Source organism: Massilia sp. BKSP1R2A-1, from assembly GCF_050586525.1.
GTDB lineage: Bacteria > Pseudomonadota > Gammaproteobacteria > Burkholderiales > Burkholderiaceae_D > Telluria.
In genome coordinates, this window is sequence record NZ_JBOBRE010000002.1 from 170583 (window position 1) to 196713 (window position 26131).

Here is a 26131-nt window from a genome sequence, read left to right on the forward strand (position 1 = left end):
GGGCGCCGCGCACACCTAGTGTGTCGCGCCGCCTGCGTGCGCCTCGTCGCGCTCCACGCGCACCGCCAGCTCGACCGCGATCCGGATCCCCGCGACAATCTCTTCCAGCGCCATCGAGGGCGGCGCATCCGCCCTGCCCTCGGCCTGTTCGGGCAAGTACGGCACGTGGATGAAACCGGCCTTCACCTTGCGCCCGCTCGCGGCCGCGTGGTGCATCAGGCCGTAGAACACGTGGTTGCACACGAAGGTGCCCGCCGTCTGCGACACGCCCGCCCGCAATCCCCGTTCCCGCATCGCCGCCACCATGGCCTTGATCGGCAAGGTCGTGAAATAGGCCGCCGGTCCGCCGTCGTGGATGGGCCGGTCCACCGGCTGCCGGCCCGCATTGTCGAGGATGGAGGCGTCGTCCACATTGATCGCCACCCGCTCGACCGAGATTTCCGCCCGGCCGCCGGCCTGGCCGACGGCAATGACCACGTCGGGGTGCAGGGCGTCGACCATGCCGGCCAGCGCCCTGTTGGCTTCCCCGAACACGCAGGGCAGCTGGCGCACCTCGACACGGAAATCCTCGCCGCTCCAGCCTTCCAGGGCACGGACGGCCTCCCAGGCGGGATTGATGGCGGCCCCGTTGAAGGGCTCGAAGCCGGTCAGTAAAACGGTCTTGATCATCACTGGTTCATCAAAAAGTAGAGCAGGAACACGTTAGCGCCCAGCAGCGGCAGCGCAGTCGGAATCTGGGCGCGGATCACCGCGTTCTTGTCCGGCAGATCGAGCAGCGCGGCCGGCACGATATTGAAGTTGGCCGCCATCGGCGTCATCAATGTACCGCAATAGGCGCTGAACATGCCGATCGCCGCCATCACGGCGGGATTCGCCCCATAGCCCCCCACCAGCACCGGGATCCCGACGCCGCCCGCCATCACCGGGAAGGCGGCGAAGCCGTTGCCCATCACGATGGTGAACAGCGCCATGCCGGCGCAGAAGACCAGCACCGCGATGAAGCGCGAATCCATATTGATGTAGGACGTCGTCACGTGGGCCACGGCCTTGCCCACGCCGGCCTCGGTGAACAGCAGGCCGAGCACCGCCAGCATGTGCGGCAGCACCACGGCCCAGCTCATCGCATCGACCAGGCGGCGCGCCTCGCGCATGCTGGCAAGCGGTGTCGAGCGGGTCAGCCAGCAAGCCGCCGCCACCACGGAGGCGCAGCCCAGGCTCACCAGGGTCAGGTGCTTGTCGTCCAGCAGCGGCAGGCCGCCCAGCCGGACATCCTTGAACACGGTGGCGCCCAGCATGGTCACGAGCGGCAGCAGCAGCGCGGGGAGGAAGAGACGGTTGCCGAGGCGCTCGCTAGCGGCGCGGCGCTCCGCTTCCGGCGGCACGCGCGGCTTGCCGGCGGCGACGCCCTTGAAGCCGGCCACCAGCGCCATCCCGATCATCAGCGCGCCCGCGAAGGCCGGCGGCATCCGTTCGCCCGCCAGGTAAAGCAGCGCATACAGGCCCCAGAACAGCGCGGACGTGAAACGGCGTGGATTGCTCGCATCAAGCAGGTTCATCACGGCCACGAAAGCGAACAGCAGGCCGACCAGCAGGTAGAAATGGTCGAGGGTGATCATGCCTTGTTCACCTCGCGCAGGATGTGCGCGTCGAGACGCCGCAGGTTCCACGCATGGATGATGAAGGCGCAGACCGCCGTCGGGATACCCCACAGCGCCATGTGCAGCGGATTCACGGCGATGCCCTCGGCCTGCAGGATGGTCTGCATCAGCACGATGGCCCCGAAAGCGACAAAGATGTCTTCGCCGAAGAACAGGCCGACGTTGTCGGTGGCCGCGGACATGGCGCGGATGCGGTGGCGCAGCTTCTCGGGCAGGCTGCCGTGCTGGGCCTCGGCCGCGGCTTCGGCCATCGGCGCGACCAGCGGGCGCACCATCGAGGCCTGGCCGCCCAGGCTGGTCAGGCCCGCGGCGGCCGAGGTCTCGCGGGCGAACAGGTAGACGATCAGGAGGCGTCCCGCGGTCGCCGAGCGTACTTTCGCGATCGCCGTCTGCGCGCGCTCGCGCAGGCCGAAGCGCTCCAGCAGGCCGATGGCGGCCAGGGGCAGCAGCAGGATCAGCGGCAGGTTGCGGGTCTTGACAAACGCCGTGCCGAGCGACTCGAGGATCGCGACCACGGGCATGGCGGCGGCCAGGCCGGTGACGCCGCAGGCCGCGACCACCACCAGCACCGGATTGACACGCAGGAGGAAACCAAGGACGACGACCGCCACACCCAGCAGCGGCCACAGATTGACGGCAGATTGCATGAACTCTCCGGCTCGGATTGGAAGCCGGAGCAGTCTACTTCAAGTTCATCACGTACGGCTCAGCCCGGACGCACCGGATTGAAGGCGCCCTCGCCCACCACCGTGTTCCACTGGCGCACGTGGAAGGCGCGCACCAAGCCGTGGGTGACGTAGGGGTCTTTGGCGGCGAACAGCTGCACCGGTTCGGGCGTGTCGCAGCTGAACATCAGGACCGCGTGGTCGCTCGGCTCCACCAGGGCGCCGGCGATCACCAGCTCTCCGCGCTCCTGCGCCTCCCAGGCCAGTTTCAGGTGTTCGTCGCGGAATTCGCCGCGGCGCTCCAGGTAGTCGGGGGCGAGGTCATACATGAGCAGGTAGTGCACGAAGGTCTCCGGTCGGATGGCGCGAACGTCGATGGTAACCGATGGCGCGCAAGCGTGCGTTTCCCTCTTCGGCCCTATGTCACACTCGTGCCGACCAGCTCACCCTTGCCAGGAGAATTGCCATGCAAAAGACCACCGTCGCCGGCCATTCGCTGCACGCGATCCTGATGGCCGCACCCGCCGTCCTCATTCCCTTCGGCTTCATCCTCGACGCCCTGCACAGCGCCACCGGCGACGACGACTATGCCAAGGCGTCCTACCTGAGCATGGCCGGCGGCATCGCCGGCGGCCTGGTGGCCAGCGTGGCCGGCGCCGTCGACTACGCCGCCGGGAAGCCGCAGGGCGACACGAAGCACGACGGCCAGCTGCACGCCGCCCTCACCGGCGCCGCCATGCTGGCCGGCGCGGCCAACCTGATCCTGCGCCGCGAAGGCCGCCACGACAGCGGCGGCTCGCTCGCCCTGTCGGCCATCGCCGCCGCCGGCACCCTGGCCTCGAGCTGGTTCGGCATGCGCATGAGCGATGGCCAGCACGCCCAGGCCGGAATGGGCGCGGAGAACGCGCAGCAGGACGTGCGCATCGACCACACGGCGCTGGACGTCGAGCAGTACGTGGCGGCCGGGCCGGCGACGACCCTGCACCCGCCGCAGTGAATGATTTGGCTGGGTGGGCGGTCCTCCGCCCACGCCGTTCAACGAACGGTTTGACGCCACGGAGCGGGCCGGGCGACGTGGTTTGAACGCGTGGGCAGAATCTGCCCACCCTACAACAGCCTCAACTGTTGCGACAAAGCAACTGAATCACCATGTTTTCGTCTTCCTGTCCACTTAGCGAAGTGCCGCACAGAACAAAGCTGAGCGCCAGGGGTAGACTGGCATCATGGACACATCCAAAAAAATGGCGGCGGGGATCACGGGTTTCGCAAGCTTCTTGTGGCTCACCCTGACGGCCGCCGTCGCGGCCAACCAGCGCCGCCTCGTGTTCAACCCCTGCATCAAGCCCGAAGTCGAAAGCCCGCGCAGCAGCGGGCACCGCACCCGCCCCATCGTCCTGCGCGCCAAGGATGGCACCCGCCTCTCCGGCTGGCTGCTCACGCCCCTGGTGCCCGGTCCCCGTCCCGCCGTCATGTATTTCGGCGGCCGCTCCGAGGAAGTGTCCTGGGTCGCGCGCGACGCCGGCAAGCTCTTCCCCGGCATGACGGTGCTGGCCATGAACTACCGCGGCTACGGCCAGTCGCACGGCGTGCCGGCCGAGATCCACATGATCGACGACGGCTGCCACCTGTTCGACTGGCTCGCCGCCCTCGGCCAGGTCGATGCCGCGCGCATCGCCGTGGTCGGCCGCAGCCTCGGTTCCGGCGTCGCCGTGCAGGTGGCCAAGGAACGTCCGGTACACTCGGTGGTGCTGATCACGCCCTACGATTCCATCCTGGCGATCGCCAAGCGGCGCTTCCGCGTGATGCCGATCGAGTACATGCTGCGCCACCGCTTCGAGTCGATCAAGTACGCGCCTTCGCTCAAGGCACCGACCTATGTGCTGCGCGCGCTCGAGGACGACGTGGTGCCGCATTCGCACACCGACCAACTGGTGGGCAAGCTCGCCACCCTGGTCGGCGACGACACGGTGCCGGGCTCGGACCACATGAACATCCCCTACCTGGAAGCGACCCAGGCGCTGATCGCCAGCTTCCTCACCAAGCAGTTCAAGAAGCCGGCGGCGACTCCGCAACTGCCGCTGGTCGACGCGCCGGCCCTGCAGGCGGAAGTCGGCCCGGAAGTCGGCCCCGCCCCCGCGCATGATGCGGGTGTCAAGACGGCCGCGGCGCCCGCCGCAGCCGACACAATGGCCGCTATTGCAAAATAATTGCTGAAAATTGTCAGCAGTTATATTTCCTTGGAATAAATTGCCAAGTAAAATCGTATTTGTCATCAATATGTCGCTTGATGCATATTTGACAGGTTGCGCTGCGCAGGTCCGGAACGTCTCTTTGCGCAGTAACGCGGCCTGATTCGCCCGCCGCCGATGTTGTTGGCGAGCGACATGCATCGTGCGCTGTCCGAGAGAATCAACACCGCGTTACAAATCGACACCCCACGCACGGCGTGCGGCTGACACAATGCGCCAAGCATTGTCCAGCTCCCTCGTGCGTGGACGATGCAGCTTGCGCTGCCCGTTCCAGGCTCAGGCTTGCGGCGGGTACAATATCGAAATTCCAGGAGCCTCATTCATGAAACTTAAGCAACTCAGCATGACCATCGCGGCGCTCGTCGTCGCCGGCAGCGCCGCTGCGGCCCCTGCCGCGCCCAAGCTCGGCATGGTCTACGATGCGGGCGGCAAGTTCGACAAATCGTTCAACCAGTCGGCCTTCGAGGGCCTGCAGCGCTTCTCGAAAGAGACCGGCATCAAGGTCTTCGAAGCGCAAGCCAGCAGCGACACCCAGGCCGAACAGGTCATGCGCGGCCTCGCCCGCAAGAAGCTGGACCTGATCGCCGCCATCGGTTTCTCGCAGACCCAGGCAGTTCAGAAGGTCGCGAAGGAATTCCCGAACGTGCGCTTCGTGCTGATCGACAGCATCGCGCAGGGTAACAACATCAACTCGGTGATGTTCAAGGAACAGGAAGGCTCCTACCTGGTCGGCGTCGCCGCCGCCATGGCCTCCAAGTCGAAGAAGCTCGGCTTCGTCGGCGGCATGGACATCCCCCTGATCCGCGCCTTCGCCTGCGGCTACGCCCAAGGCGCCAAGGCCCAGTATCCGAAGTCGGAAATCATCCAGAACATGGTCGGCACCACCGCCGCGGCCTGGAACGACCCGGCCAAGGGCGGTGAGCTGGCGCGCGCGCAGTTCGACCGCGGCGTCGACGTGGTCTTCGCCGTGGCCGGCGGCAGCGGCATGGGCACGCTGCAGATGGCCAAGGAAAAGGGCAAGCTGGCGATCGGCGTCGACTCGAACCAGAACTACCTGCACCCGGGCACCATGCTGACCTCGATGGTCAAGCGCGTGGACGTCGCCGTCTACGATTCCTTCATGGCCATGAAGAACGGCACCTGGAAGGGTGGCGTCACCTATAAGGGCCTGAAGGAAGGCGGCGTGGACTGGGTCCTGGACAAGGACAACCGCAAGGTCGTCACGCCGGAGATCGAGAAGCGCGTGAATTCCGTGCGCACCGACATCATCAACGGCAAGATCAAGGTCATCGACTACCGCGCCGCGAGCAGCTGCCCGGTCTGATTCACCTATCCCCATTCCGAAGCGCGCCGCGCCGGTTCATTCCGGTCCGGCGCGCTTTTGAATACAGCCGATAGCATTTTTACTGCGCATCGATGATGCGCGTGACCCACCTACTAATACTGATCGCAATGCAGCCAGCCGTAGAATTTCGCAACATTAGCAAGGCCTTCGGGGCCGTGCAGGCGAACGCTGACGTCAGCTTCTCGATCGCCAAAGGCTCGATCCACGGTGTGATCGGCGAGAATGGCGCGGGCAAGTCCACCCTCATGAGCATCCTCTACGGCTACTACAATGCCGACAGCGGCCAGCTCCTGATCAATGGGGAGGAGCGCCAGATCCGCACCTCGCTCGAGGCGATTTCCATGGGCATCGGCATGGTGCACCAGCACTTCATGCTGGTCGAGAACATGACCGTGCTCGACAACGTCATGCTCGGCACCGAAGGCGGATTCAAGCTGGCTGCCAAGCGCAAGGAAACGGAAAGCAGGCTGCGCGAGATCTGCGCCAAATACCGCCTCGACGTCGACCCGCTGGCCACCATCCACGACCTGTCGGTGGGCGCCCAGCAGCGCGTCGAGATCCTCAAGCAGATCTACCGCAGCGCCGAGATCCTGATCCTGGACGAGCCGACCGCCGTCCTCACCGCCCAGGAAACCGCCTCGCTGTTCGAGATCCTGCGGCTGTTCAAGGAACAGGGCAAGACCATCATCCTGATCACCCACAAGCTGGGCGAGATCATGGAGATCACCGACCAGGTGACCGTGATGCGCGCGGGCCGCGTGGCCGGCGCCGTTGCCACCAAAGACACCTCGAAAGAGCAGCTGGCGAACATGATGGTCGGCCGCCCGATCGAAGGCAACCTGCCGCGCAAGCCCTTCAATCCGGGCGCGCCGGTCCTGAGTGTCTCCGGCCTGCAGCTGCAGGACAAGCAGGGCGTCAAGCTCCTGTCCGACATCGACCTCACGGTGCGTGCCGGCGAGATCGTCGCCATTGCGGGCGTGTCGGGCAATGGCCAGAGCGAGCTGATGGAAATCCTGTCGGGCATGCGCCTGCCCTCTTCCGGCCGTGTCGAATTCCTCGGCAAGGAACTCCCCTATGCACGCCGCTCGAATGCCGACGGCCTGCCCGCCGAATTCCGCGAGCTCGGCATCGGCCACGTGCCGGAAGACCGCCTGCGCGACGGCGTCATCAAGGATTTCTCGGTGATGCAGAACACCGTGTTCGGCTACCAGGACAGGGTGAAGAACAAGGCCGGCCTGTTCGACTTCAAGGCCATCGCCGACCGCTGCGCCCACCTGCTCGAGGCCTTCGACGTGCGCCCCAAGAATCCGGACCTGCGCATCGGGCTGCTCTCGGGCGGCAACCAGCAGAAGGTCGTGATCGCGCGCGAAGTGTCGGCCGCACCGAAACTCATGCTGGTCGGCCAGCCGACCCGCGGCGTCGACATCGGCACCATCGAGAGCATCCACACCCAGCTGCTGCGCCTGCGCGACGAAGGCGTGGCCATCCTGCTGGTGTCGACCGAGCTGGAAGAAGTGCGCGCCCTGGCCGACCGCATCGTGGTCGTCTCGAGCGGCCGCGTCACCGGTGAACTGAACATCGACGAATTCGACACCACCCGCATCGGCCTGCTGATGGGCGGAATGCACAAGCACTGATATGAAAACGACTGAACTCCCACGCTGGGCCTCGGGCTTCGTCCTGCCGATCCTGAACCTGCTGTCCGCGCTGCTGGTCGCGGCGCTCGTCATCCACCTGCTGGGCGAAAGCCCGGTGGAATCGCTGCAGATCCTGATCAACAGCGCCGTCATCAATCCGGAAGGCCTGAGCTACACGCTATTCTACGCCTCGACCTTCATCTTCACCGGCCTTGCGGTCTCGGTGGCCATGAAGGCGGGCCTGTTCAACATCGGCGCCGAAGGCCAGATGTACCTCGGCGGCCTGGGCCTGACCCTGGCCATGCTGTCATTCGATGCGACGCTCTCGCCCTGGCTCCTGATTCCGCTCGCGATGGTGGCCAGCGCCGTCTTCGGCGCCGGCTGGGCCTTCCTGCCCGGCTACCTGCAGGCCAAGCGCGGCAGCCACGTGGTGGTCACGACCATCATGTTCAACTTCATCGCCGCGAACCTGATGAACTGGCTGATCGTCGGCTTCCTGATTCCCGAAGGCGACCAGAATCCGGCCAGCCGTACCTTCAGCGAAGCGGCCGCGATGCCGCGCCTGGTGGACTGGTTCCCCGCCCTGGGCGACACCCCGCTCAACATCTCCTTCCTGTTCGCGATTGTCGCGCTGGTGGTCTACGGGGTCGTGATGTCGCGCTCCTCCTGGGGCTACAAGCTGCAGGCCACCGGCCTGAACCAGCACGCGGCCCACTACGCCGGCGTGCGCATCAGCCGCATGATCGTCGTCGCCATGCTGATCTCGGGCGCGCTCGCGGGCCTGGCCGCCGTCAACTCGATCATGGGTTCGACCCACTACCTGAGCCTGAACTTCCCGGCCGGCGCCGGCTTCATCGGCATCGCGATCGCGCTGATGGGCCGCCAGAACCCGGTGGGCATCTTCCTGTCCGCGGTGCTGTTCGGCGCGCTGATCCAGGGCGGCTTCGACCTGTCGCTGGAAAAACCGAACATCCCGCAGGAGACCTTCATTTTCATCCAGGGCCTGATCATCCTGTTCTGCGGCGCCATGGAAAACATGTATGCGCCGGCAGTCCTCAAACTGATCAACGCAACTCGTAAGGGCTAAGCCATGGAAGACTTCCAGTTCGCCAGCATCATCGTCTCCACCATCCGCAATGCCCCTGTGCTGATCTTCGCGGCCATGGCCGGCCTGTTCGCGGAACGCAGCGGCGTGGTCGACATCGGCCTCGAGGGCAAGATCCTTGCCTCGGCCTTCGTGTCGGCCGGCGTCGCCTACACCTATCAGGACCCGTGGATCGGCATCGCCGCCGGCATCCTCGTGTCCGTGGCCCTGGCCCTGGTGCAGGCCTTCGTGTCGATCACCCAGAAGGGCAACCAGCTGGTCGCGGGCATCGCGATCAACATCGCCATGAGCGGCCTGACCTTCGTGGTGGCGCAGTACTTCTTCCAGCAGGGCGGCCGCACGCCGGACCTGGGCGAAGCGCGCCTGCTGGATGTGGTCCTGCCGGGCACCGCGGCGGTCGCGGACATCCCCTTCATCGGCTGGCTCTACGGCCACCTGATCGGCGGCCACTCGGTGCTGGTCTACCTCGCCTTCCTGCTGCTGCCGGTCGTGCACTGGGTCCTGTTCCACAGCCGCTTCGGCCTGCGCCTGCGCGCCTGCGGCGAGAACCCGCATGCGGCCGACGCGGCCGGCGTGTCGGTGCAGCGCACCCGCTACGCCGCCATGCTGATCGCCGGCGTGCTGTGCTCCTTCTCGGGCGCCTACCTGTCGGTCGTCCAGAGCGGCTTCTTCCTGCGCGATATGTCGGCCGGCGCCGGCTACCTCGCGCTGACCGCCCTGGTCTTCGGCAACTGGCGTCCGGTGCACACCGTGCTGGGCTGCCTGATGTTCGCCTTCTTCCAGGCGGTGCAGATCCAGATCGAAGGCGTGGACCTGCCGGTCGTGGGCCGCATCCCGGGCTCGCTGATCCAGATGATTCCGTATGTGGTGACCGTGGTCGTGCTGGCGGGTCTGATGGCCAAGTCGGTGGCGCCGAAAGCGCTGGGCAAGCCCTTCGTAAAGTCGCGCTGATCATTCCCAAGTGGAAATCAAACGGCCTGCATTTCTGCAGGCCATTTTTTTTGCTCCAAGCCACCTACTATTGCACAATTTGTGAGCAAATGTGACGACCGTAAGCGTTTGTAATGACGGTCAACAGGCATCGACGCCCCCTCGTTGAAGAGTCAGGTGACACGATAACGTACGCCAGAAACTGACCAGAAAGGATTCATCCCATGAAGCAGATTGCTACCCTGATCCTCGCCCTGTCCGCCGCTTCGGCATTCGCTCAGACCACCACCCCGGCAACGCCTGCTACGCCGGCAACGCCAGCAACCCCGGCCACTTCGGCAACCCCGACCAGCCCGGTGCCGCCTGTAACCGACACCACGGCGCCAGCCCCCGACACCTCGGCCACCAGCGGCGGCACCGGCGCCACGTCGGCAACCGCGGCGTCCCCGGCAACCGCAGCAACCCCGGCCACCCCGGCAACCCCGGCCAGCGCCGTCGACAAGACCGACACCAAGCCGGCCAAGAAGGACAAGAAGTCGACGCACAAGGACAGCAAGGACAGCGGCAAGTAAGTGGCAAGTAAGCGGCAAGTAAGCTGCAAATGCACCGTCCTGCCGGGTAACCCCCGGCTTACATCAGCGCCGGGTCGACGGTTTCCCCTCCGTTGGCCCGGCGTGCGGAACGCTTGAAGGTCCACATCACACCCACCCCACCCGATACCGCGCTGTCCTTCACATGCAGCGGGCTGTCGCGGTTCGCCGCTCCCTTGAAACTCTCGTACCGCACGTAGCCGAACAGCCGCACGTCCTCGTTGATGCGGCGCGAGCCGAACAGGCCCAGGCGCGTCGCGATCAGGCCCGACTCCGCCGTATAGGCCGCGCGGGTCGCGGTCGCATACCGCGGCGCCACTTCGTAGAAATGGCGGTTGATGCGGCGGTCGCCCAGCACCACCGACAGGTTCGTTTCCAGCGTCCACACGCCGCGCTCTCCCGCCATTTCGTAGGCCAGGCGCGGCTCGAAGGTAGTGCCGCGCGCATGCAGGCCGCTCTTCGCTTCGATCACGGCGCGCAGCGGCAGCTCGGCGCGGATGCGGCGGTTGTTGCCCAGGTCCGCCAGGCGCAGCTTCAGGCGCGGGCCGAATTCCAGTAGCGGTCCCAGGTCCGGCATGCCGGCGCGCTCGTCGACGTCATCCGAATCCGAGGGCAAGGCCCCGGCGAAGCCGATGTCGAATTCCGCCCGGTCGGAGCTGAACAGGCGGGCATTGATGCCGGAACGGTCGGCGCGCAGGATCTTGCCGCGGTAGACGATGTTCGGGAAGACCAGCACACGGTTCTCGCGTTCGTCCGCGCCGGGGTAGGACGGTGTCGAGAGTCCGGCGGCGCCGAGGCCGAATTCCCATAGCGGGAGATTGGCTTCGGGATTGCTTTGCGCGTGGGCGAAGGTGGATGCGAGGAGGCAGGCGGCGCAGGCGGCCTTGATGAGCGTGGTCATGGGCTTTTCTTGATCGGTTCAGGTGAACGCGATTCTATGCCAAGACCGCAGCGGCGACGCGCAAATGAAAACCCCGCCGAAGCGGGGATGACGTCATCGAGGCCGGGCGACTCAGGCCTTGTCCGGGAAGATCGCCTGCAGGATGGCCGCCAGGTTGTAGCCGCCCTTGATCAGCTGGGTCTTGGCGACTGCCGAGCTCGGCACAGGATAGTTCTGCGGCACTTCCAGCGAGAAGGTGTAGTAGGTGTCGCCCTTCTTGCTGGTCTGCTGGGTCAGCTTGCCCGGCACCACGTCGGCGTAGGCCAGCTTGGCCGCGATCAGGGCGTCGTCCGCCCACTGGTATGGCCAGGTGATCGGATCGCCCGATGCCTTGCTCACCTGCGGGTTGCCGGCGATGGCGACTTCCGCGAACTGCGCCGGGGTCCTGGTCTGGATGCGGCGGAAGGCGTAATCCACCGTGGTGCTGTCCCAGTAGGAATGGAAGGGTTTCGTGAGCGCCTTCGGCGTGCCTTCGCGCACCGGAACCGGTTCGCCCGGGCCGATCAGGCCGTCGGCCAGCGCGGACACCTTGGCGTCGTCCAGCAGCAGGTTGTTGCCGCCGCGCGAGTCGAAGATCGCGGTCTCGTCGACTTCCGCATGGGTCTTCGGCACCACGAACTTGCCGTCCTTCGACACGAAGGCCGCGCCCACGTGCAGGGGCTGGTGGATGTCGCCGGCGAAGTGGGTCAGGAGGATCAGCGCCTGGCGCTTGGTGAACTTGTGCGGGTTCAGCGCCGGGTCGGTTTTCCCTTGCAGGACGGCGATGCACTGCCTCAGCGTCTGGACGATGTCCACGTCCGCCGTGCCGACGCCATGGTCGTGATACTTTTCTAGCTGAAACGGCACGTCGGTGTAGTGGTATTCGCTGTGCTTCGGGTTGCCGCTGACGTAGTCGACCATCTCCTGGGTCTGCGGGCCGCAGTAGCTGCCCTTGACGCAGTCGGCCCAGTTGGCGATCGATTCGAGCGTTTCTCCCGGCAGCAGCAAGGCCTGGATCTGCTTCTGCGCATTGCTGCCCTTGAGCAGCTTGTCGGCGATGGCGCCGACCGCCTTGTGACCGTCACGGCCCCAGGCCGCGGCGTCGAACGATGCGAAGGCGCTCGTCAGCGCGAGCACGCATGCCAGTTTTTTCATGTGATTTCCTGATGTGAACAACGTTTATTGAACCTTGATGATGCGCGCCGCTTCCGGGGCCAGGGACGCGCCCTGCCCTTCGCTGGCGCGCAGGTAGTCGGTGAAGGCGTCGAGGTCGAGGAGGCCCGTCTCGAGGCGATTGGTCCCCTTGGCGAAGTCGGGGAAGTTGTCGCCGCCCTCGGCCAGGAAGTTGTTCGCGACGACGCGGTAAGTCTTGGCGTCCTCGATCGGCTGGCCATCCAGGGCCATGCCCAACACGCGGCTGCCGACCGGCTTCGTTTCATTCCAGCGGTAGCTGAAGCCCTTCGAGACCTGCAGCATCGAGCCACCCGACGATCCCTCTTTCCACTGGTTTTCCAGGATGCGGCGGATCTGCGCGCCGGTGAGATCCATCACCACCAGGGTATTCCCGAAGGGCAGCACGGCCTGGGCCTGGCCGAAGGCCGCCACATTGTTCTCGCCCGCTTCGAGGTCCTTGCGGATGCCGCCTTCGTTCATGAAACCGATGCGCGCGCCGACGTTGCGGGTGGCGGCCAGCACGGCGTCCGCGATCAGGTTGCCGAGCGGCGCTTCGCCGGCCTCGTTCTGCTTGCGCAGCACCGGCGCGGCAGCCAGGCGCGCCACGGGGCGCATCAAGGCCGCGCGGCTGCTTTCCTTCACCTTCGAAACGAAGGCCACCATCTTCTCGTCCGCCGGATAGTCGCCGGCCTGCATGAGGACGTTCTCGACCTTGATCCCGGCGGGCACGCCGGCGCCCTTCTGCACCGTCATGGCCACGCGGGTGGCGAGGTGGCCATAGGAGGCGCCCTGGGTCACGGTGCGGCCGTCGACCGTGCACAGGTAGCCCTGGTGGGTGTGGCCCGAGATGACGAGGCGAACGGCCGGGTCGAGCTTCTTCACGACGTCGACGATCGGGCCCTCCAGATTGCTGCAGCCGGCCTGCAGCGGGTGATCCCTGGTGGTGCCGCCCTGGTGCACCAGGGCCACGATCACGTCGGCGCCGTCCTTGCGCATCTGGGGAATGGCGCGGTTGATCGCCTGCGCTTCATCCTCGAAGCTCAGGCCCGCGATGCCGGAGGCCATGACCACCGAGCGGGTGTCCTGCAGCACCACGCCGACCAGGCCGACCTTGATGCCCTTGACCGTCTCGATGCGGTAGGCGGGGATGAAAGGCTTGCCGGTGGCGCTGTCGATCACGTTGCCGGCCAGGTAGGTGAACTTCGCGCCGCGATAATCCTTGGCCATCTGGCAGGCCTTGGCCGGGCGCGGCGAATCGCAGCCGCCGTGCTGCTGGCGCAGCAGTTCCTTGCGGCCGGCGTCGAATTCGTGGTTGCCGACCGCGGAGACGCGCAGGTCGAGCATGTTCATGGCCTCGATGGTCGGCTCGTCGGCCCATAGCGAGGACATCGCCGGGCTGGCGCCGACCAGGTCGCCGGCGGAGACGAAGATCAGGTCCTTGTCTTCCTTGCGCCAGGCCTGCAGCGCGGCCGCGACAGCTTCGATGCCGCCGGCGCGGATCGCCTTCTCCTTGCCGCCCTCGGCATTGACCGGGACATAGCGGCTCGGTTCGAGGTTGCCGTGGAAGTCGTTGATGGCGACGATGTTGATGGTCACCGGGCTTGACGGCGCAGTCGCGCAGCCGGCGAGGACGAGCGCCAGCGCGATGCAGGAAAGGCGTGCCGGGGCGCGCAGGGAAACGTTCATGGAATGTTCTCGGTTTTCTGGACGGGAGGCGTGTTCAGCCCGTCCGCATTATGGCATCTGCCCCGGGCGCCCGCCATCTTTACGGCGGGCCGGTTCCAGGGCCTCCACCCAATAAAAAAAACGGCCGGTGTCGCCACCGGCCGTCTTGTGTCTCAGCGTTTCAGGCGCCTTGACGGGACAAGCTTAGAACTCGTAGCGAGCGGTTACCTGGATAGCCCACTGCGATTCACCCTTTGCCTGCTTGGTCACATAGTCTTCGACCTGATCACGCACCTGGTACACATACTTGCCGTCTTGCATACCCGCGTAGTCCACGAAGCTGCGCGAGTTACCGCCGGCGCTTGCAAAGCTGACTTCGTTGATACGGCCCCAGCGCTTGTTGATCATGTTACCGACGTTCATGAAGTCGAACACCAGGGCGCCTTTATGACCTGCGAACAGGCCCGGGACTTCCTGGCTCAGGCGCATGTCGAAGCTGTTGGTCCACGGTGCGCGCGAACCGGCGCGGCCGATCACGCCGCCTGCCGAGCCCTTGAGCATTTCGTCCTTGTTGACGATGTCCCAGAACTTCTGCTCGTTCACCTTGCTGGTCGCGGTGTCGCCACGGAAGATGACCTCGCCCGAACCGAAGGCTTTCGGGATGTACATCAGGTCGTTCGAGCTGACGCCATCGCCGTTCATGTCGTTGTTGAAGGTCCAGCTGTATGGCTTGCCGCTGCGGCCTTCATAGAACAGACCAAAGCTGGTCTTGTAGGTACCGAAGAAAGCCTTGTCCCAAGCCAGCGACAGGGTCACGCGGTCCTTGATCAGGTAAGCCGACTTGCCGGCGACTTCCTCGTTCGGGTTGAAGATGGCGCGGCCACTCCAGTTCGAGTTCGAGGTCGACGAGCTCAGGTTGCTGACTTCGGTCGCATCGGTGTAGGTGTACGCCGCGGTCCAGCGCAGGCCGCGCGAACGGCCATTGCTCAGCGAGACCGTCGCCAGGTTGCCGCCACCCTTCTTGGTTTCGCGCACGGCGATCACGTTGGTGTACGCCGCATTCGACAGAGCGCGCGAGCGGAAGCCTGCACAGGCGCCGGTGCTGTTGAAGCCGCCGGTTCCGTTGGCGCACGAGGCGGTGTAGCCCTGCTCGGTCCAGAACATCTGGCGGCCATCCGGGCCGATACGGGTCGGGGCGCCCAGGTTCAGGTGCTCGAAGTAGATGCCCTTGTTGACGCTGGTGCGCAGGTATTCCAGGCTCAGGACCAGGCCGTACCATGGCAGTTCATGCTCGATCGCCAGGTTGCCCTTCCACACCGACGGCTGGCTGATGCCAGGGGCCAGGATGTCGACCGCGACCGCAGGTACTGCGCCCGCGATGGCGTTCTGGGCGGCCGGGTTAGGGCTGAAGATACCGTCGGTGGCGCCGCACGATGCGAAGCTGTCGCGGCCGCAACCGACCGAGTAGGTCGCGATGCCGGCGTTGGCGAACGGGTTGCCCAGCCAGACGTTCAGTGCCGCGCCGCCGAACAGGCCGACGCCGCCGCGGATCTGGGTCGGACGCTTGGTGTCGAGGCGGTAGTTGAAGCCGAAGCGAGGCTGGATCAGGTCGTCGCCGTCGATGGTGACGGTGTTGTCCATGCCGAAGCCGCCGGTTTCACGGACCAGCGCAGCGTTGTTGGCGCTGTAGGTACCGGCCACACGCGGCGCGGCGACTGCGTTGTTGCGCAGCGGACGGTCGCCGGTGGTGGCTTTGTCATAGCGCACGCCGTAGGTCAGGGTCAGTTGGTCGTTGACCTTCCAGTTATCCTGCAGGAACAGGCCGGTATTGGCCAGGGTCCAATTGGCGGCCGCGTCGTTCAGGGTGAAGCCCTGGCGAGCGATCTGCGCGATGTACTGGGTCGGACGGCCGCGCGAGAAGTTTTCCAGCGTAGCGCGCTCGATCACGTCAGCCGACGAGGTCGAGCAGTTGACGGCGCCGAAGGTGTAGGTATAAGTCGCGCTCGAATTCACGCAACCGAAGGTGTAGGTGCCGTTCACGTTCTGCAGGAAGGCATTGAAGATCTCGTTGCGCACGTAGTCCGCACCGAACTTGATCTCGTGGTCGCCCTGCAGCCAGGTGGCGCCCGCGTAGGCGTCCCAGGTCGTGGTGTCGAGGGTGTTGAACTGGCGGCTCGCTTCGGTACCGAAATTGATGAAGCGGGTGCCGGTGCGTACCGAACTCGGGGTGCCTGCCGGCAGCGGGCCAGGGAAGCTCAGCGCCATCGACGGCAGCACGGCGTTGTTGGCATTGCTCTTACCGGATTCGCGCTTGGAGATTTTGAACTCGGTCGAGAAGTCCTGGGTCCAGTCGCTGAACACCTGTGCGACGGTCGACTCGATGTTCTTGCCTTCGGTCCACAGGTACGAATCCAGGGCGATACCGGTCGCCGAATAGCCCGAGAATTGCGGCTCGGACTGCTTGGTCTTCTGGTAGCGCAGGCTGGCGCGGTGATTGTCGTTGATGTTCCAGTCCAGCTTGACCAGGCGGTCTTCGACGTCCAGTTCGAAGCCGCTCGGCACTTCACCCGAACCGGCGTCGAAGCCGTAGCGGGTCTTGGCGATGTTCTGCAAGCTGGCGATGGCCGACGGGGTGATGCCGACATTGGTCAGGCCGCTGCCCAGCGGGCCGTATTCCGGCGAGTTACGCGAGCTCTTCAGGTTTTCGGCGCTGGCGAAGATGAACAGCTTGTCCTTGATCAGCGGACCGCCCAGGGTGAAGCCGGTGGTGTTTTCCTTGAACGCGGCCGGAGCGCTGTAGCTCTTGTCGGTCGCGTTGTAGCGGTCGCCGGCCAGCTTGTCATTGCGGAACACGTGGTACACGCTACCATGCCACTCGTTGGTGCCCGACTTGGTGATCGCATTGATGTTGGCGCCGGTATAGCCCTTCTGGGTCACGTCATAGTTCGAGACGTTGACCTGCACCGACTGGATCGAGTCGATCGAGATCGGCTGCTTGTTGGTCGGCAGGCCGTTCGATTCCAGGCCGAAGGTGTCGCTGATCGACACACCGTCGATGGTGATCGAGTTAAAGCGCGAGTTGGTACCGCCGACCGAGATTTCGCCGCGGTCCTTGTCGGTCTGCGACAGGCGCGGATCCTGACGCGCGTAGTCGGCCAAGTTACGGTTGATCGATGCGTGAGCCGCCAGGTCGGCGCGGCTCAGGCTGGTGCCCGAACCCATGCTGGCGCTGTTGAAGGTGTTCGAACGGGCTTGGCCGGTCACGTTCACGACCGCCACTTTCGGGCCCAGGGTGCCGTCGACGGCCGCGGTTTCCGCCAGATTGGTGAAGACGTTGTTGATGGTCTCGGTCGTGCCGTCCTTCGACATGGTGATCGTGAACGGACCGCCGACGCGCAGGCCGCGTGCGACGTAACGGCCTTCGGCATCGGTCGTGACCGTGCTGACAGAACCCGACTCGGCGTGGCGAATGACGACTTGCGCGCCCGCGACCGGCTTGCCATCCGCGCCAGCGACGCGGCCGCCGATGGCGGAGGTGGTGTTCTGTGCCACAGCCGGAGCGGCCGACAGCACAATCGACAAAGCCAGCGCCAGCTTGGTCAGCCGGATCTGTTTGTGAGTGATCATTGTTAAAACCCCAAAATAGACTTAATAGTTATTGGACGCCGGGAGACGTCCCTCTTCACAAGTACTGCAACCCTGGTTGCCGGAAGCGGCATCGCCGGCTGCCTAGATGAAACCGGGCGATTTTAGACATGAAATCTTTCATCGCTGTTACAGGCGGCCTTGGAAAAACTTCAAGCATATTTGTTAACAACAATAAATATGCAGGAGCCCACACCAGCCCGACAAATACGTTTTTCCATGGGAATTTATAGGCAGAGCCTATAAATGGGTCGAAAAACGGGGATGAAGGGGCTGAAGGACGATGGTTCCGGGCAAAATCACAAGGCGCGATTATACGGAAGGCATTCTTCTATGAAATATTTAGAGGTGTTTTTTCGGAAAAGCGCGGAAAGGTCAGGAAATTTTGTGGCAAGTTGACCACAAAAATTATATGAAAATTAATTTTCTGACTATCTGAGGTCGCGCAAGATGGGCCGACCGAACTGGACGGCAAGCTTGCCTCGCCGGCCCGTATTGACAGGATTTCCGGCCCTGGCGAGCCGGTCTGGGGATTATTTTCCGACAGCCTGTTTCAACATTTTTGCAACATCCGCCTCGAAGCTGGCGAAGCGCTCGTCGAGCTGGCGGGTGAGGCGCGCCTTCTCTGCTGCCGGAAGGAAAGCATACTTGATGCTGTTGTACGAGGTCCTCTTCATTTCGGCATAGTCCGGCTTGTAGCGGCTGGCGAACAGCACGTACTCGTTGGACAGGGTATGGCGGGTGACCCCGGCGTCGTCGGTCGAGATCACGTAGGGCACGCCATATTTACGGTAGATCGTCACCGGATGGTTGGCGCCTTCGATGCCGCTGATGAAGGCGTTCGAGGTCAGGTTGATCTCGACCGGGATGTCGTCCTTGCGCATCTTCGCCAGGATCGCCGGCGCATTGCTCTCGTGGGCGAGGTCGATGCCGTGGCCGATGCGGTTGGCGCCGGCCACCACCAGGGCCTGGTCGATGTGGAACTTCAGGCCTTCCGGCGGCACGTCGCCCAACGCCAGTTCGCCCGCGTGCATGGCCACCTTCACGTCCGGGTAGCGCGACTTCAGGAAGCGGAACATCTTCATGTGCAGGGTGTAGTCGCGCATCGAGACCATGGTGCTCTCCTGGCCGACGATGTTCACGCCCACGATCTTGTCGCTCATCTTCGCGGCCTTGAAGCCGGAGACCATCGACGAAAACACCTGGGACGGGTCGAGCAGGCGCAGCACATAGGTCTGGTAGCGCATGGTGAAGCGCTCGTCGTCGATGCCTTCGGCGGCTTCGTGGATCTTGGTGACGAAGTCTTCGGTCTGCTTGCGGAATTCGGCATCCTGCTCCAGCACCGCGAGCCAGGCGCCCATCTGGGCGTCAAACGCCTTGTCGTCGCCCACGTTGCGCCAGGCCTGCTTGTCGAACTCCTTGTTCACGACAAACGGCGACATCTTGAACATGGTCTCGATGTAGCTGACGTTTTCCAGGATGGCGCGCTTCTTGAGCTCCTGCAGGCCTTCGCGGAAGTTGGCGTTCGAGACCGGGCCGAAGAAGCCGAAGGTCTGGAAGAACAGGCGGTCCGGCGGCGGCTGGATCGCGCCGTGGTTGCTGAAGTCCTTGTTCGACCAGCGCTGCAGCAGCTCGCGGTAGGTGTGGTCGTCGGCATAGACTTCGGCGGTGGACAGGCAGTTGCGCTCCTTGGCCGGCTTGGCGCGCTCCGCCGCCACCGTTTCCTTGTTGGTCTCGATGCGGTAAGTGCGCTTGTCGACGCAGTAGCCCTGCATGTCGAGGAAGTCGACGTAGGACTCGGCGTAGACCGAACCTGAATAGTGGTGGTGCAGGTCGCCGCCCTTGGGCATGCGGGTGAAGAACAGGGTCAGCTCGGAGGTCTTCGGCTCGCCGGCGATCAGGCTCGCGTAGTGGCGGGCGGTGGCGGTTTCGTTGGCGGTCGAGGCCGGGCCCTTGGCCTGGGCGCTGGTAAGGGCCAGGGCGAGCAGGATGCCGGCGGTCAGTTTGGTCTGCATGGGTCGGTACTTTCTGGTGCGGTTGAAGGCGGGCGTGGCGCCCGCGTGACCGCGCAACTCTATACGCTTGAGTTAGCGTTGGCAATAAGGCATGTAGGGTGGACGGTCCTCCGCCCACGCGTCCAACTGGCCAGTGATGAATCGCGCTCTATCCGCTCACACGGGATTTGAACGCGTGGGCGGGAATTTAGTCCACTGGACTAAATTCCCCCGCCCACCCTACCGGGCATGTACCAGCTTGCCGGCCGAGTAGCTTGCCTTGATCGAGCGATCGTCCCCCAGCAGCGCAAAGGCGAACAGCAGTTCTTCCAGCGATTCCAGCTGCGCCGTGCGGCGCGCCATCAGGGGCGTCGCTTTCGGGTCGAGCACCACGAAGTCGGCTTCCGCGCCCGGCGCGAGGCTGCCGATCGTGCCTTCCAGGCCCATGGCGCGCGCCGCGCCATGGGTCGCCAGGTAGAACATGCGCAGGGCCGGCAGGTAGCTGCCCTTCAGGCGCGCCACCTTGTAGGCTTCGTTCATGGTCTGCAGCATCGAGAAGGAGGTGCCGGCGCCGACGTCGGTGCCGAGCGAGAGCAGCGTACGCGCGCCGTCGGCCTTCTCGAAGTCGAACAGGCCGCTGCCCAGGAACAGGTTGGAGGTCGGGCACACCGCCGCCGCCGAGCCCGTGGCCGCCATGCGCGCGAAGTCCTCGTCGTCCAGCCAGATGCAGTGGCCGAACAGGGCGCGCGGGCGCATCAGGCCGAAGCGCTCGTAGACGTCCAGGTAGCTGCGCGCCTGCGGATGCAGCTCTCCCACCCACTTGCACTCGTCCCTGTTTTCCGAGACGTGGGTCTGGATGAAGGTGTCGGGATACGCTTTCGCCAGTTCGGCCGTCGCGCGCAGCTGGGCGTCGGTCGAGGTCGGGGCGAAGCGCGGCGTGATCGCGTAGAGCTGGCGGCCGCGCTTGTGCCATTTGTCGATGAGAAGCGCGCTGTCGCCCACCCCGCCCTCCAGGTCGCGCAGGAAGTCCGGACAGTGGCGGTCCATCAGCACCTTGCCGGCCACCATGCGCAGGTTGCGCGCTTCGCTGGCCTCGAAGAAGGCGTCGACCGATTGCGGGTGCACGGTGCAGTAGACGACGGCGGTCGTGGTGCCGCAGCGCAGCAGCTCGTCGAGGAAGAACTCGGCGGTCGCGCGCGCATGCGCCGGGTCCTCGAAGCGGCGCTCGGTCGGGAAGGTATAGGTCTCCAGCCAGGGCAGCAGGCCCGGGCTCGGCGAAGCGATCATGTCCGTCTGCGGGTAGTGCAGGTGGGTGTCGATGAAGCCCGGGGTGATCACGTGGCCGCGCAGGTCCTGCACGGAAGCGCTTGCCGTCAGCGTGGGTGCGAGCGCGGCGTAGTCGCCGGCGGCCTTGACCTTGCCGTCTTCGACGAGCAGCAGGCCGTCTTCATGCCAGGCATAGGCCTGTTCGCTGAAGGCCGGGTCGGCGTGAAAGTACAGCAAGCTCGCGCGGTAGGCTTGCGTGGTCTGAGGTGCGGTGGACATCTTCTTATTCCGTTGAATCTTTTGGTGGGCGGCTTGCAGCTTCCCATACGGTGAGCAGCTGCGCCGCCACGGAGGCTGCGATCACGGCCGGGGCTTTTCCCTCGATGCCGGGCAAGCCGATGGGGCAGACCATGGCGTCAATGCGCTCGTCGGCGACGCCGCGCTCGCGCAGGCGGTGCTCGAACTGGCGGCGCTTGGTGTCCGAGCCAATCAGGCCGAACCAATCCCGGGCGCCGGGGCGGGACAGTATCGCGTGCGACAGGCGCAGGTCAAGAGCATGGCTGTGCGTCATGACCAGAAAGGTGGTGCCTTGTGGTGCGTTTTCAACAAGCGCTTCGGGCGTGTCGGTGGCTTCGACGGTCACGTTGGCCGGGACCGTGGACGGGAACAGGTCCTCGCGTTCGTCGACCCAGGTGACGCGGCAGGGCAGGTCGGCCAACGCCCGCACGATGGCGGCGCCGACGTGGCCGGCGCCGAAGAGCATCAGGTGCGAACGTGGTGCGAGGACGGCGTCGATGAGCCAGAGGCGGCCATCCTGTTCCATCACGTGGGTGCCGGCGCTCGGGTCGAAGGCAGGTGCGATCTCGCCTGCCAGCAGACGGCCAGCGGCGTCGATTAATGTAGGGTGGGCCGGGCCACGAAAGGCGGGTTTCCCGTCCGCGCGTTCAACAGGTGCATGGTCTGTCGCATCGTTCGCCACTGCACATACGGGAGCTGAACGCGCGGACGGCGGAGCCGTCCACCCTACCGAAACCACGCGCCACGTGTCTTCATTGCGGCGTTGGTCGAGCAGCGCCAGCTGCGCCGCATCCGCCGGCTCGAAGGCCAGCCAGGCGATGCCGCCGCAGCACTGCCCCAGCTTGGGCCCGAGCGGGAAGCGTTCCAGGCAGGCCTCGACAGCGCCCTGCTCCAGCATCGCGCGCGCCATCTCCAGCGCCCGGTGCTCCAGGTGCCCGCCCCCGATCGTGCCGCGGAATCCCTCGGCATCGACCAGCATGCGCGCGCCCGGCTCGCGGGGCACGGAGCCCTCGACGCGGGCGACCGTGACCAGCACTGCCGGCGACTGCAGCTCCTGTGGCAACCAGTCGTTCATCAGGCACCCGCGGCGGATTCGACGGCGGCCACTGCCTTGAGGATCTCCTCGCAGGTGGCGGGCGCGTTCAGCGGCGGATTGACCTTGTGCCCGCCCACGCTCGACACCGCGTCGCGGATCGCGAAGAACACCGAGAACGGCAGCAGCAGCGGCGGCTCGCCCACGGCCTTGGAGCGGTGGATGCTGTCCTCGACGTTGCGGTTCTTGAAGAGGCGCACGCGGAAGTCCTGCGGGCAGTCGGAGATGCCCGGGATCTTGTAGGTCGACGGGGCGTGCGTCATCAGCTTGCCGGCCGGGTTCCACCACAATTCTTCGGTAGTGAGCCAGCCCATGCCCTGGATGAAGGCGCCTTCGACCTGGCCGATGTCGATGGCCGGGTTCAGCGAGTTCCCCGCGTCGTACAGGGCGTCGGCGCGCAGCAGCTTCCATTCGCCTGTAAGGGTATCCACCACGACTTCCGACACCGCCGCGCCGTAGGCGTAGTAGGAGAAGGGATGGCCGCTCATGGTCTTCGGATCCCAGTGCAGGCCTGGGGTGGCGTAGAAGCCGTCGGACCACAACTGCACGCGCGCCAGATAGGCCTTGGCGACCACTTCGCCGAAGCGCAGCGCCTGCCCTGCCACGAAGACGGTGTCGTCGGCAAAGCGCACTTCGGACGCCTCGCCGCCGAACTGCGAGGCCACGAAGGCGGCCAGGCGATCGCGGATCTTGCGTGCGGCATCCTGGGCGGCCTTGCCGTTCAGGTCCGCGCCGGTCGAGGCGGCGGTGGCCGAGGTGTTGGCGACCTTGCCCGTGTTGGTGGCGGTGGCGCGCACGCGTTCCAGGTCGACGCCCAGTTCGTGGGCGACCACCTGCATCACCTTGGTATTGATGCCCTGCCCCATCTCGGTGCCGCCGTGGTTCACCAGGATCGAACCGTCGACGTAGACGTGCACCAGCGCGCCCGCCTGGTTCAGGTGGGTGACGTTGAAGGCGATGCCGAACTTCACCGGCGTGAGCGCCAGGCCCTTCTTCAGCACGGGGCTGGTGCGGTTGTATTCAATGATCGCGGCGCGGCGCGCGCGGTAGTCGCTCGTTTGCTCCAGCTCGGCGACCAGCTCATGGATGACGTTGTCGACGATTTCCTGGCCGTAGGGCGTGACATTCCGGTCCGTCTTGCCGTAGAAGTTCAGGCGGCGGATGTCGAGCGGATCGCGGCCGAGGTTGCGCGCGATCTCGTCGATCACGTACTCGATGGCGATCGCGCCCTGCGGCCCGCCGAAGCCGCGGAAGGCGGTGTTCGACTGGGTGTTGGTCTTGCCGCAGGCGGCGCGGATATCGACGTCTGCCAGGTAATAGCTGTTGTCGAAGTGGCAGACGGCGCGGGTGGCCACCGGCCCCGAGAGGTCCGCCGAGTAGCCGGCGCGCGAGACCATGTCGACTTTCGCGGCCAGGATGCGGCCCTCGCGGTCGTAGCCGACTTCGTATTCGTAGTGGAAGCAGTGGCGTTTTCCCGTGACGAGCATGTCGTCGTCGCGGTCGGCGCGCAGCTTCACGGGACGGCGGGTACGCACGGCGGCGATCGCGGCCGCGGCCGCCCACAGCGCCGACTGCGATTCCTTGCCACCGAAACCGCCGCCCATGCGGCGGCACTCGACCGTCACGTGGTGGGAATGCAGGCCGAGGGCGTGGGCGACCACGTGCTGCATCTCGCTCGGGTGCTGGGTCGAGCAGTAGACGTGCATGCCGCGGTCTTCGCCGGGGATGGCGTAGGCGATCTGGCCTTCGAGGTAGAACTGTTCCTGGCCGCCGACGTGCAGCTCGCCCTTCACCCGGAAGGGCGCGCCGGCGAAGGCGCGTGCGGCGTCGCCGCGCGCAAGGCGCATCGGCGGCAGCACATACGATTCGGCGGCGCGCGCCGCCTGCGGGGTCAGGATGGCCGGCAGGTCCTCGTAGTCGATCTTCGCCAGCTTGGCCGCGCGGCGCGCATTGTCGTGGCTGTCCGCCACGACGATGAAGACCGGCTGGCCCACGTACTGGACCAGGCCGTCGGCCAGGATCGGGTCGTCGTGGATGATCGGTCCGCAGTCGTTCAGGCCTGGGATATCCCGGGACGTGAGCACCGCCACCACGCCGCGGCTGGCGCGCACGGGATCGAGATCGATGCCGAGGATGCGCGCATGGGCGCGGCTGGACAGGCCGAGGGCGGCGTGCAGCGTGCCCGCGGTCTCGCGGATGTCGTCGGTATAGGTGGCCTGGCCGAGCACGTGCAGCAGGGCCGATTCGTGCGGGCGGGCGCGGCCGACTTCGGTCCAGCTGCTGTCGAGCTCACGGGCAAGTACGGGATTGGCGGTGTCGTTCATGTCCTTCTCCTCAGGCCTGCGCAAAGGCATTGACGGCAAGCGCCGGCAGCGGATCGTCGACACGGCTCTCCAGCCAGAAGCGGCGCAGCAGGTTCTGCGCGGCCTGCATGCGGTAAGCGCTGGAGGCGCGCATATCGCTCAGCGGTGCGTAGTCCTCGCGCAGCGCCGCCATGGCGCGGCGCATCGTCTCTTCGTTCCAGGCCTGGCCGATCAGGACGGCTTCGGCTTGCGAAGCGCGCTTCGGCGTGGCGGCCATGCCGCCGAAGGCGATGCGCGCATCCGCGACCACGTCGCCGTCGAGCGTGAGGGCAAAGGCGGCGCAGACCGCCGAGATGTCCTGGTCGAAGCGCTTGGCCAGTTTATAGGTACGGAAGCGCACACCCGCGCGCGGCAGCGGAATGCGCAGCGCCTGCACGAACTCGCCCGCCTGCAGGTCCTTCTGCTGGTAGCCGAGATAGAAATCTTCCAGCGCCAGCACGCGCTCGCCCGCGGCCCCGCGCAGAACGATCTGCGTGCCCAGCGCGATCAGCCAGGGCATCGAATCGCCGATCGGCGAACCGTTGGCGACGTTGCCGCCCAGGGTGCCCGCATTGCGGATCGGGAGTGAGGCGAAGCGCTGCCACATCTCGCCGAGCTCCTCGGGATAGTGGCGGCATACCGCGGCATAGGCATCGTTCAGGCTCACGCCGGCGCCGACTTCCAGCATGCCGTCCAGCTCGCGCATGCTTCCGAGTTCCTCGACCTGGCCCAGGTAGATGATCTCGTTCAGCTCGCGCATGTGCTTGGTGACCCACAGCCCGACGTCGGTCGAGCCGGCCAGCAGCAGCGCGGCGGGACGTTCGGCGCGCAGGCGCACCAGTTCTTCGAGCGAGCGCGGCACGTGGAAGCGCTGGCCTTGCGCCTCGTAGCTGAAGCCATGTGCGCGCCGGAGCAGCTGCAGGCGTTCGGCCAGCGCGGCGCGGTCGAAGGCGGCGGGCGGCAGCTCCACCATGCGGCGGGCCGCATCGATGATGGGGCGGTAGCCGGTGCAGCGGCACAGGTTGCCCGACAGCGCGTCGTCGATCTGGCAGCGCGACGGCTGGCGCCCGGAAAGCCCGTGGCTTTCCTGCTTCAGGTACATGCCCCACAGCGACATGGCAAAGCCCGGCGTGCAGAAGCCGCATTGCGAACCGTGGCATTCGACCAGGGCCTGCTGGACCGGATGCAGGCTACCATCCGCCGCCTGCAGGTCCTCCACCGTGAACAGGGCCTTGCCGTCCAGGGTCGGCGTGAACTGGATGCAGGAATTCACGGCCTTCATCGCGAGCTTGCCGTCTTCCAGCGAACCGATCACCACCGTGCAGGCGCCGCAGTCGCCCTCGGCGCAGCCTTCCTTGGTGCCGGTGCAATGCAGGTCCTCCCGCAGGTGCTGCAGGATGGTCTGCGTGGGCGACGCATCCCGTACTTCGTGGACGGCGCCTCGGTAGAAGAATCGGATCGGTTCGGACATGGTGGCTGGCTTTCAGGCAAGGGCGGAAGGCTAACACCGCCGAACCCTCTGCTTATAAGATTATCTTTATATTGCTTATCAATATAT

Annotated in this window: 20 protein-coding genes; 7 read left to right on the forward strand and 13 right to left on the reverse strand. The window is 65.5% G+C overall.

Features of this window, described 5'->3' with window-relative positions; all coding sequences use genetic code 11:
* Positions 1–15: 15 nt before the first annotated feature.
* From pcp to ACQ7JA_RS04060, 4 genes are read right to left on the reverse strand one after another with little or no spacing between them, the layout of a single operon-like run.
* Entirely contained in the window at positions 16–669 is a 654-nt protein-coding gene (gene pcp / locus ACQ7JA_RS04045) for a pyroglutamyl-peptidase I (RefSeq protein ID WP_430894762.1), read from the reverse strand.
* Positions 669–1616: a DUF979 domain-containing protein gene (locus ACQ7JA_RS04050; protein WP_430894764.1), complete on the reverse strand. Its 948-nt coding sequence runs from the start codon at positions 1614–1616 to the stop codon at positions 669–671. The genes pcp and ACQ7JA_RS04050 overlap by 1 nt, the downstream gene beginning before the upstream one ends.
* Positions 1613–2305, reverse strand: coding sequence for a DUF969 domain-containing protein (locus ACQ7JA_RS04055; protein WP_430894766.1), 693 nt, complete (start codon positions 2303–2305; stop codon positions 1613–1615). The genes ACQ7JA_RS04050 and ACQ7JA_RS04055 overlap by 4 nt, the downstream gene beginning before the upstream one ends.
* A 59-nt stretch (positions 2306–2364) precedes the next feature.
* Positions 2365–2667 (reverse strand): YciI-like protein, encoded by a 303-nt coding sequence (locus tag ACQ7JA_RS04060; protein ID WP_430894768.1) that lies wholly within the window; start codon positions 2665–2667, stop codon positions 2365–2367.
* Positions 2668–2789: 122 nt separating this feature from the next.
* Between ACQ7JA_RS04060 and ACQ7JA_RS04065 the strand changes: the two genes are divergently transcribed.
* The 7 genes from ACQ7JA_RS04065 (at position 2790) to ACQ7JA_RS04095 (ending at position 10161) form a co-directional block, all read left to right on the forward strand.
* The gene (locus ACQ7JA_RS04065) at positions 2790–3320 is read left to right on the forward strand and encodes a DUF2231 domain-containing protein (protein WP_430894770.1); all 531 of its coding nucleotides are present in this window, start codon (positions 2790–2792) and stop codon (positions 3318–3320) included.
* Positions 3321–3546: 226 nt separating this feature from the next.
* Positions 3547–4530 carry an alpha/beta hydrolase gene (locus ACQ7JA_RS04070; RefSeq protein WP_430894772.1) on the forward strand — a complete coding sequence of 328 codons (984 nt, stop codon included), beginning with the start codon at positions 3547–3549 and terminating at the stop codon, positions 4528–4530.
* Positions 4531–4894: 364 nt separating this feature from the next.
* Positions 4895–5896 (forward strand): BMP family lipoprotein, encoded by a 1002-nt coding sequence (locus ACQ7JA_RS04075; protein ID WP_430894774.1) that lies wholly within the window; start codon positions 4895–4897, stop codon positions 5894–5896.
* A 128-nt stretch (positions 5897–6024) separates the two neighbouring features.
* Positions 6025–7554: an ABC transporter ATP-binding protein gene (locus ACQ7JA_RS04080; RefSeq protein ID WP_430894776.1), complete on the forward strand. Its 1530-nt coding sequence runs from the start codon at positions 6025–6027 to the stop codon at positions 7552–7554.
* Between the two features lies 1 nt (position 7555).
* Positions 7556–8641 carry an ABC transporter permease gene (locus ACQ7JA_RS04085; protein WP_430894778.1) on the forward strand — a complete coding sequence of 362 codons (1086 nt, stop codon included), beginning with the start codon at positions 7556–7558 and terminating at the stop codon, positions 8639–8641.
* A 3-nt stretch (positions 8642–8644) separates the two neighbouring features.
* Positions 8645–9610, forward strand: a complete 966-nt coding sequence (locus tag ACQ7JA_RS04090; protein ID WP_430894780.1) for an ABC transporter permease — start codon at positions 8645–8647, stop codon at positions 9608–9610.
* 203 nt (positions 9611–9813) lie between these two features.
* Positions 9814–10161 (forward strand): hypothetical protein, encoded by a 348-nt coding sequence (locus ACQ7JA_RS04095; protein WP_430894782.1) that lies wholly within the window; start codon positions 9814–9816, stop codon positions 10159–10161.
* Between the two features lie 58 nt (positions 10162–10219).
* On the opposite strand, the gene ACQ7JA_RS04100 is transcribed toward ACQ7JA_RS04095, so the two are convergent.
* The 9 genes from ACQ7JA_RS04100 to xdhA form a co-directional block, all read right to left on the reverse strand.
* A complete protein-coding gene (locus ACQ7JA_RS04100) occupies positions 10220–11080 on the reverse strand; it encodes a MipA/OmpV family protein (RefSeq protein WP_430894784.1) in 861 nt (286 codons plus the stop codon).
* Positions 11081–11191: 111 nt separating this feature from the next.
* The gene (locus ACQ7JA_RS04105; protein ID WP_430894786.1) at positions 11192–12253 is read right to left on the reverse strand and encodes a S1/P1 nuclease; all 1062 of its coding nucleotides are present in this window, start codon (positions 12251–12253) and stop codon (positions 11192–11194) included.
* A 24-nt stretch (positions 12254–12277) separates the two neighbouring features.
* Complete coding sequence (locus ACQ7JA_RS04110; RefSeq protein WP_430894788.1) at positions 12278–13957, reverse strand: bifunctional metallophosphatase/5'-nucleotidase; 1680 nt, start codon at positions 13955–13957, stop codon at positions 12278–12280.
* Positions 13958–14140: 183 nt separating this feature from the next.
* Positions 14141–17563 (reverse strand): TonB-dependent receptor, encoded by a 3423-nt coding sequence (locus ACQ7JA_RS04115; RefSeq protein WP_430894790.1) that lies wholly within the window; start codon positions 17561–17563, stop codon positions 14141–14143.
* Positions 17564–18114: 551 nt separating this feature from the next.
* Positions 18115–19596, reverse strand: a complete 1482-nt coding sequence (locus tag ACQ7JA_RS04120; protein WP_430894792.1) for an adenosine deaminase — start codon at positions 19594–19596, stop codon at positions 18115–18117.
* 219 nt (positions 19597–19815) lie between these two features.
* Complete coding sequence (gene guaD, locus ACQ7JA_RS04125; protein WP_430894794.1) at positions 19816–21120, reverse strand: guanine deaminase; 1305 nt, start codon at positions 21118–21120, stop codon at positions 19816–19818.
* Between the two features lie 4 nt (positions 21121–21124).
* Positions 21125–22213, reverse strand: a complete 1089-nt coding sequence (xdhC, locus tag ACQ7JA_RS04130; protein ID WP_430894796.1) for a xanthine dehydrogenase accessory protein XdhC — start codon at positions 22211–22213, stop codon at positions 21125–21127.
* A complete protein-coding gene (gene xdhB, locus ACQ7JA_RS04135) occupies positions 22213–24555 on the reverse strand; it encodes a xanthine dehydrogenase molybdopterin binding subunit (protein ID WP_430894798.1) in 2343 nt (780 codons plus the stop codon). The genes xdhC and xdhB overlap by 1 nt, the downstream gene beginning before the upstream one ends.
* A 10-nt stretch (positions 24556–24565) precedes the next feature.
* Positions 24566–26044, reverse strand: coding sequence for a xanthine dehydrogenase small subunit (gene xdhA, locus ACQ7JA_RS04140; protein WP_430894800.1), 1479 nt, complete (start codon positions 26042–26044; stop codon positions 24566–24568).
* Positions 26045–26131 lie beyond the last annotated feature (87 nt).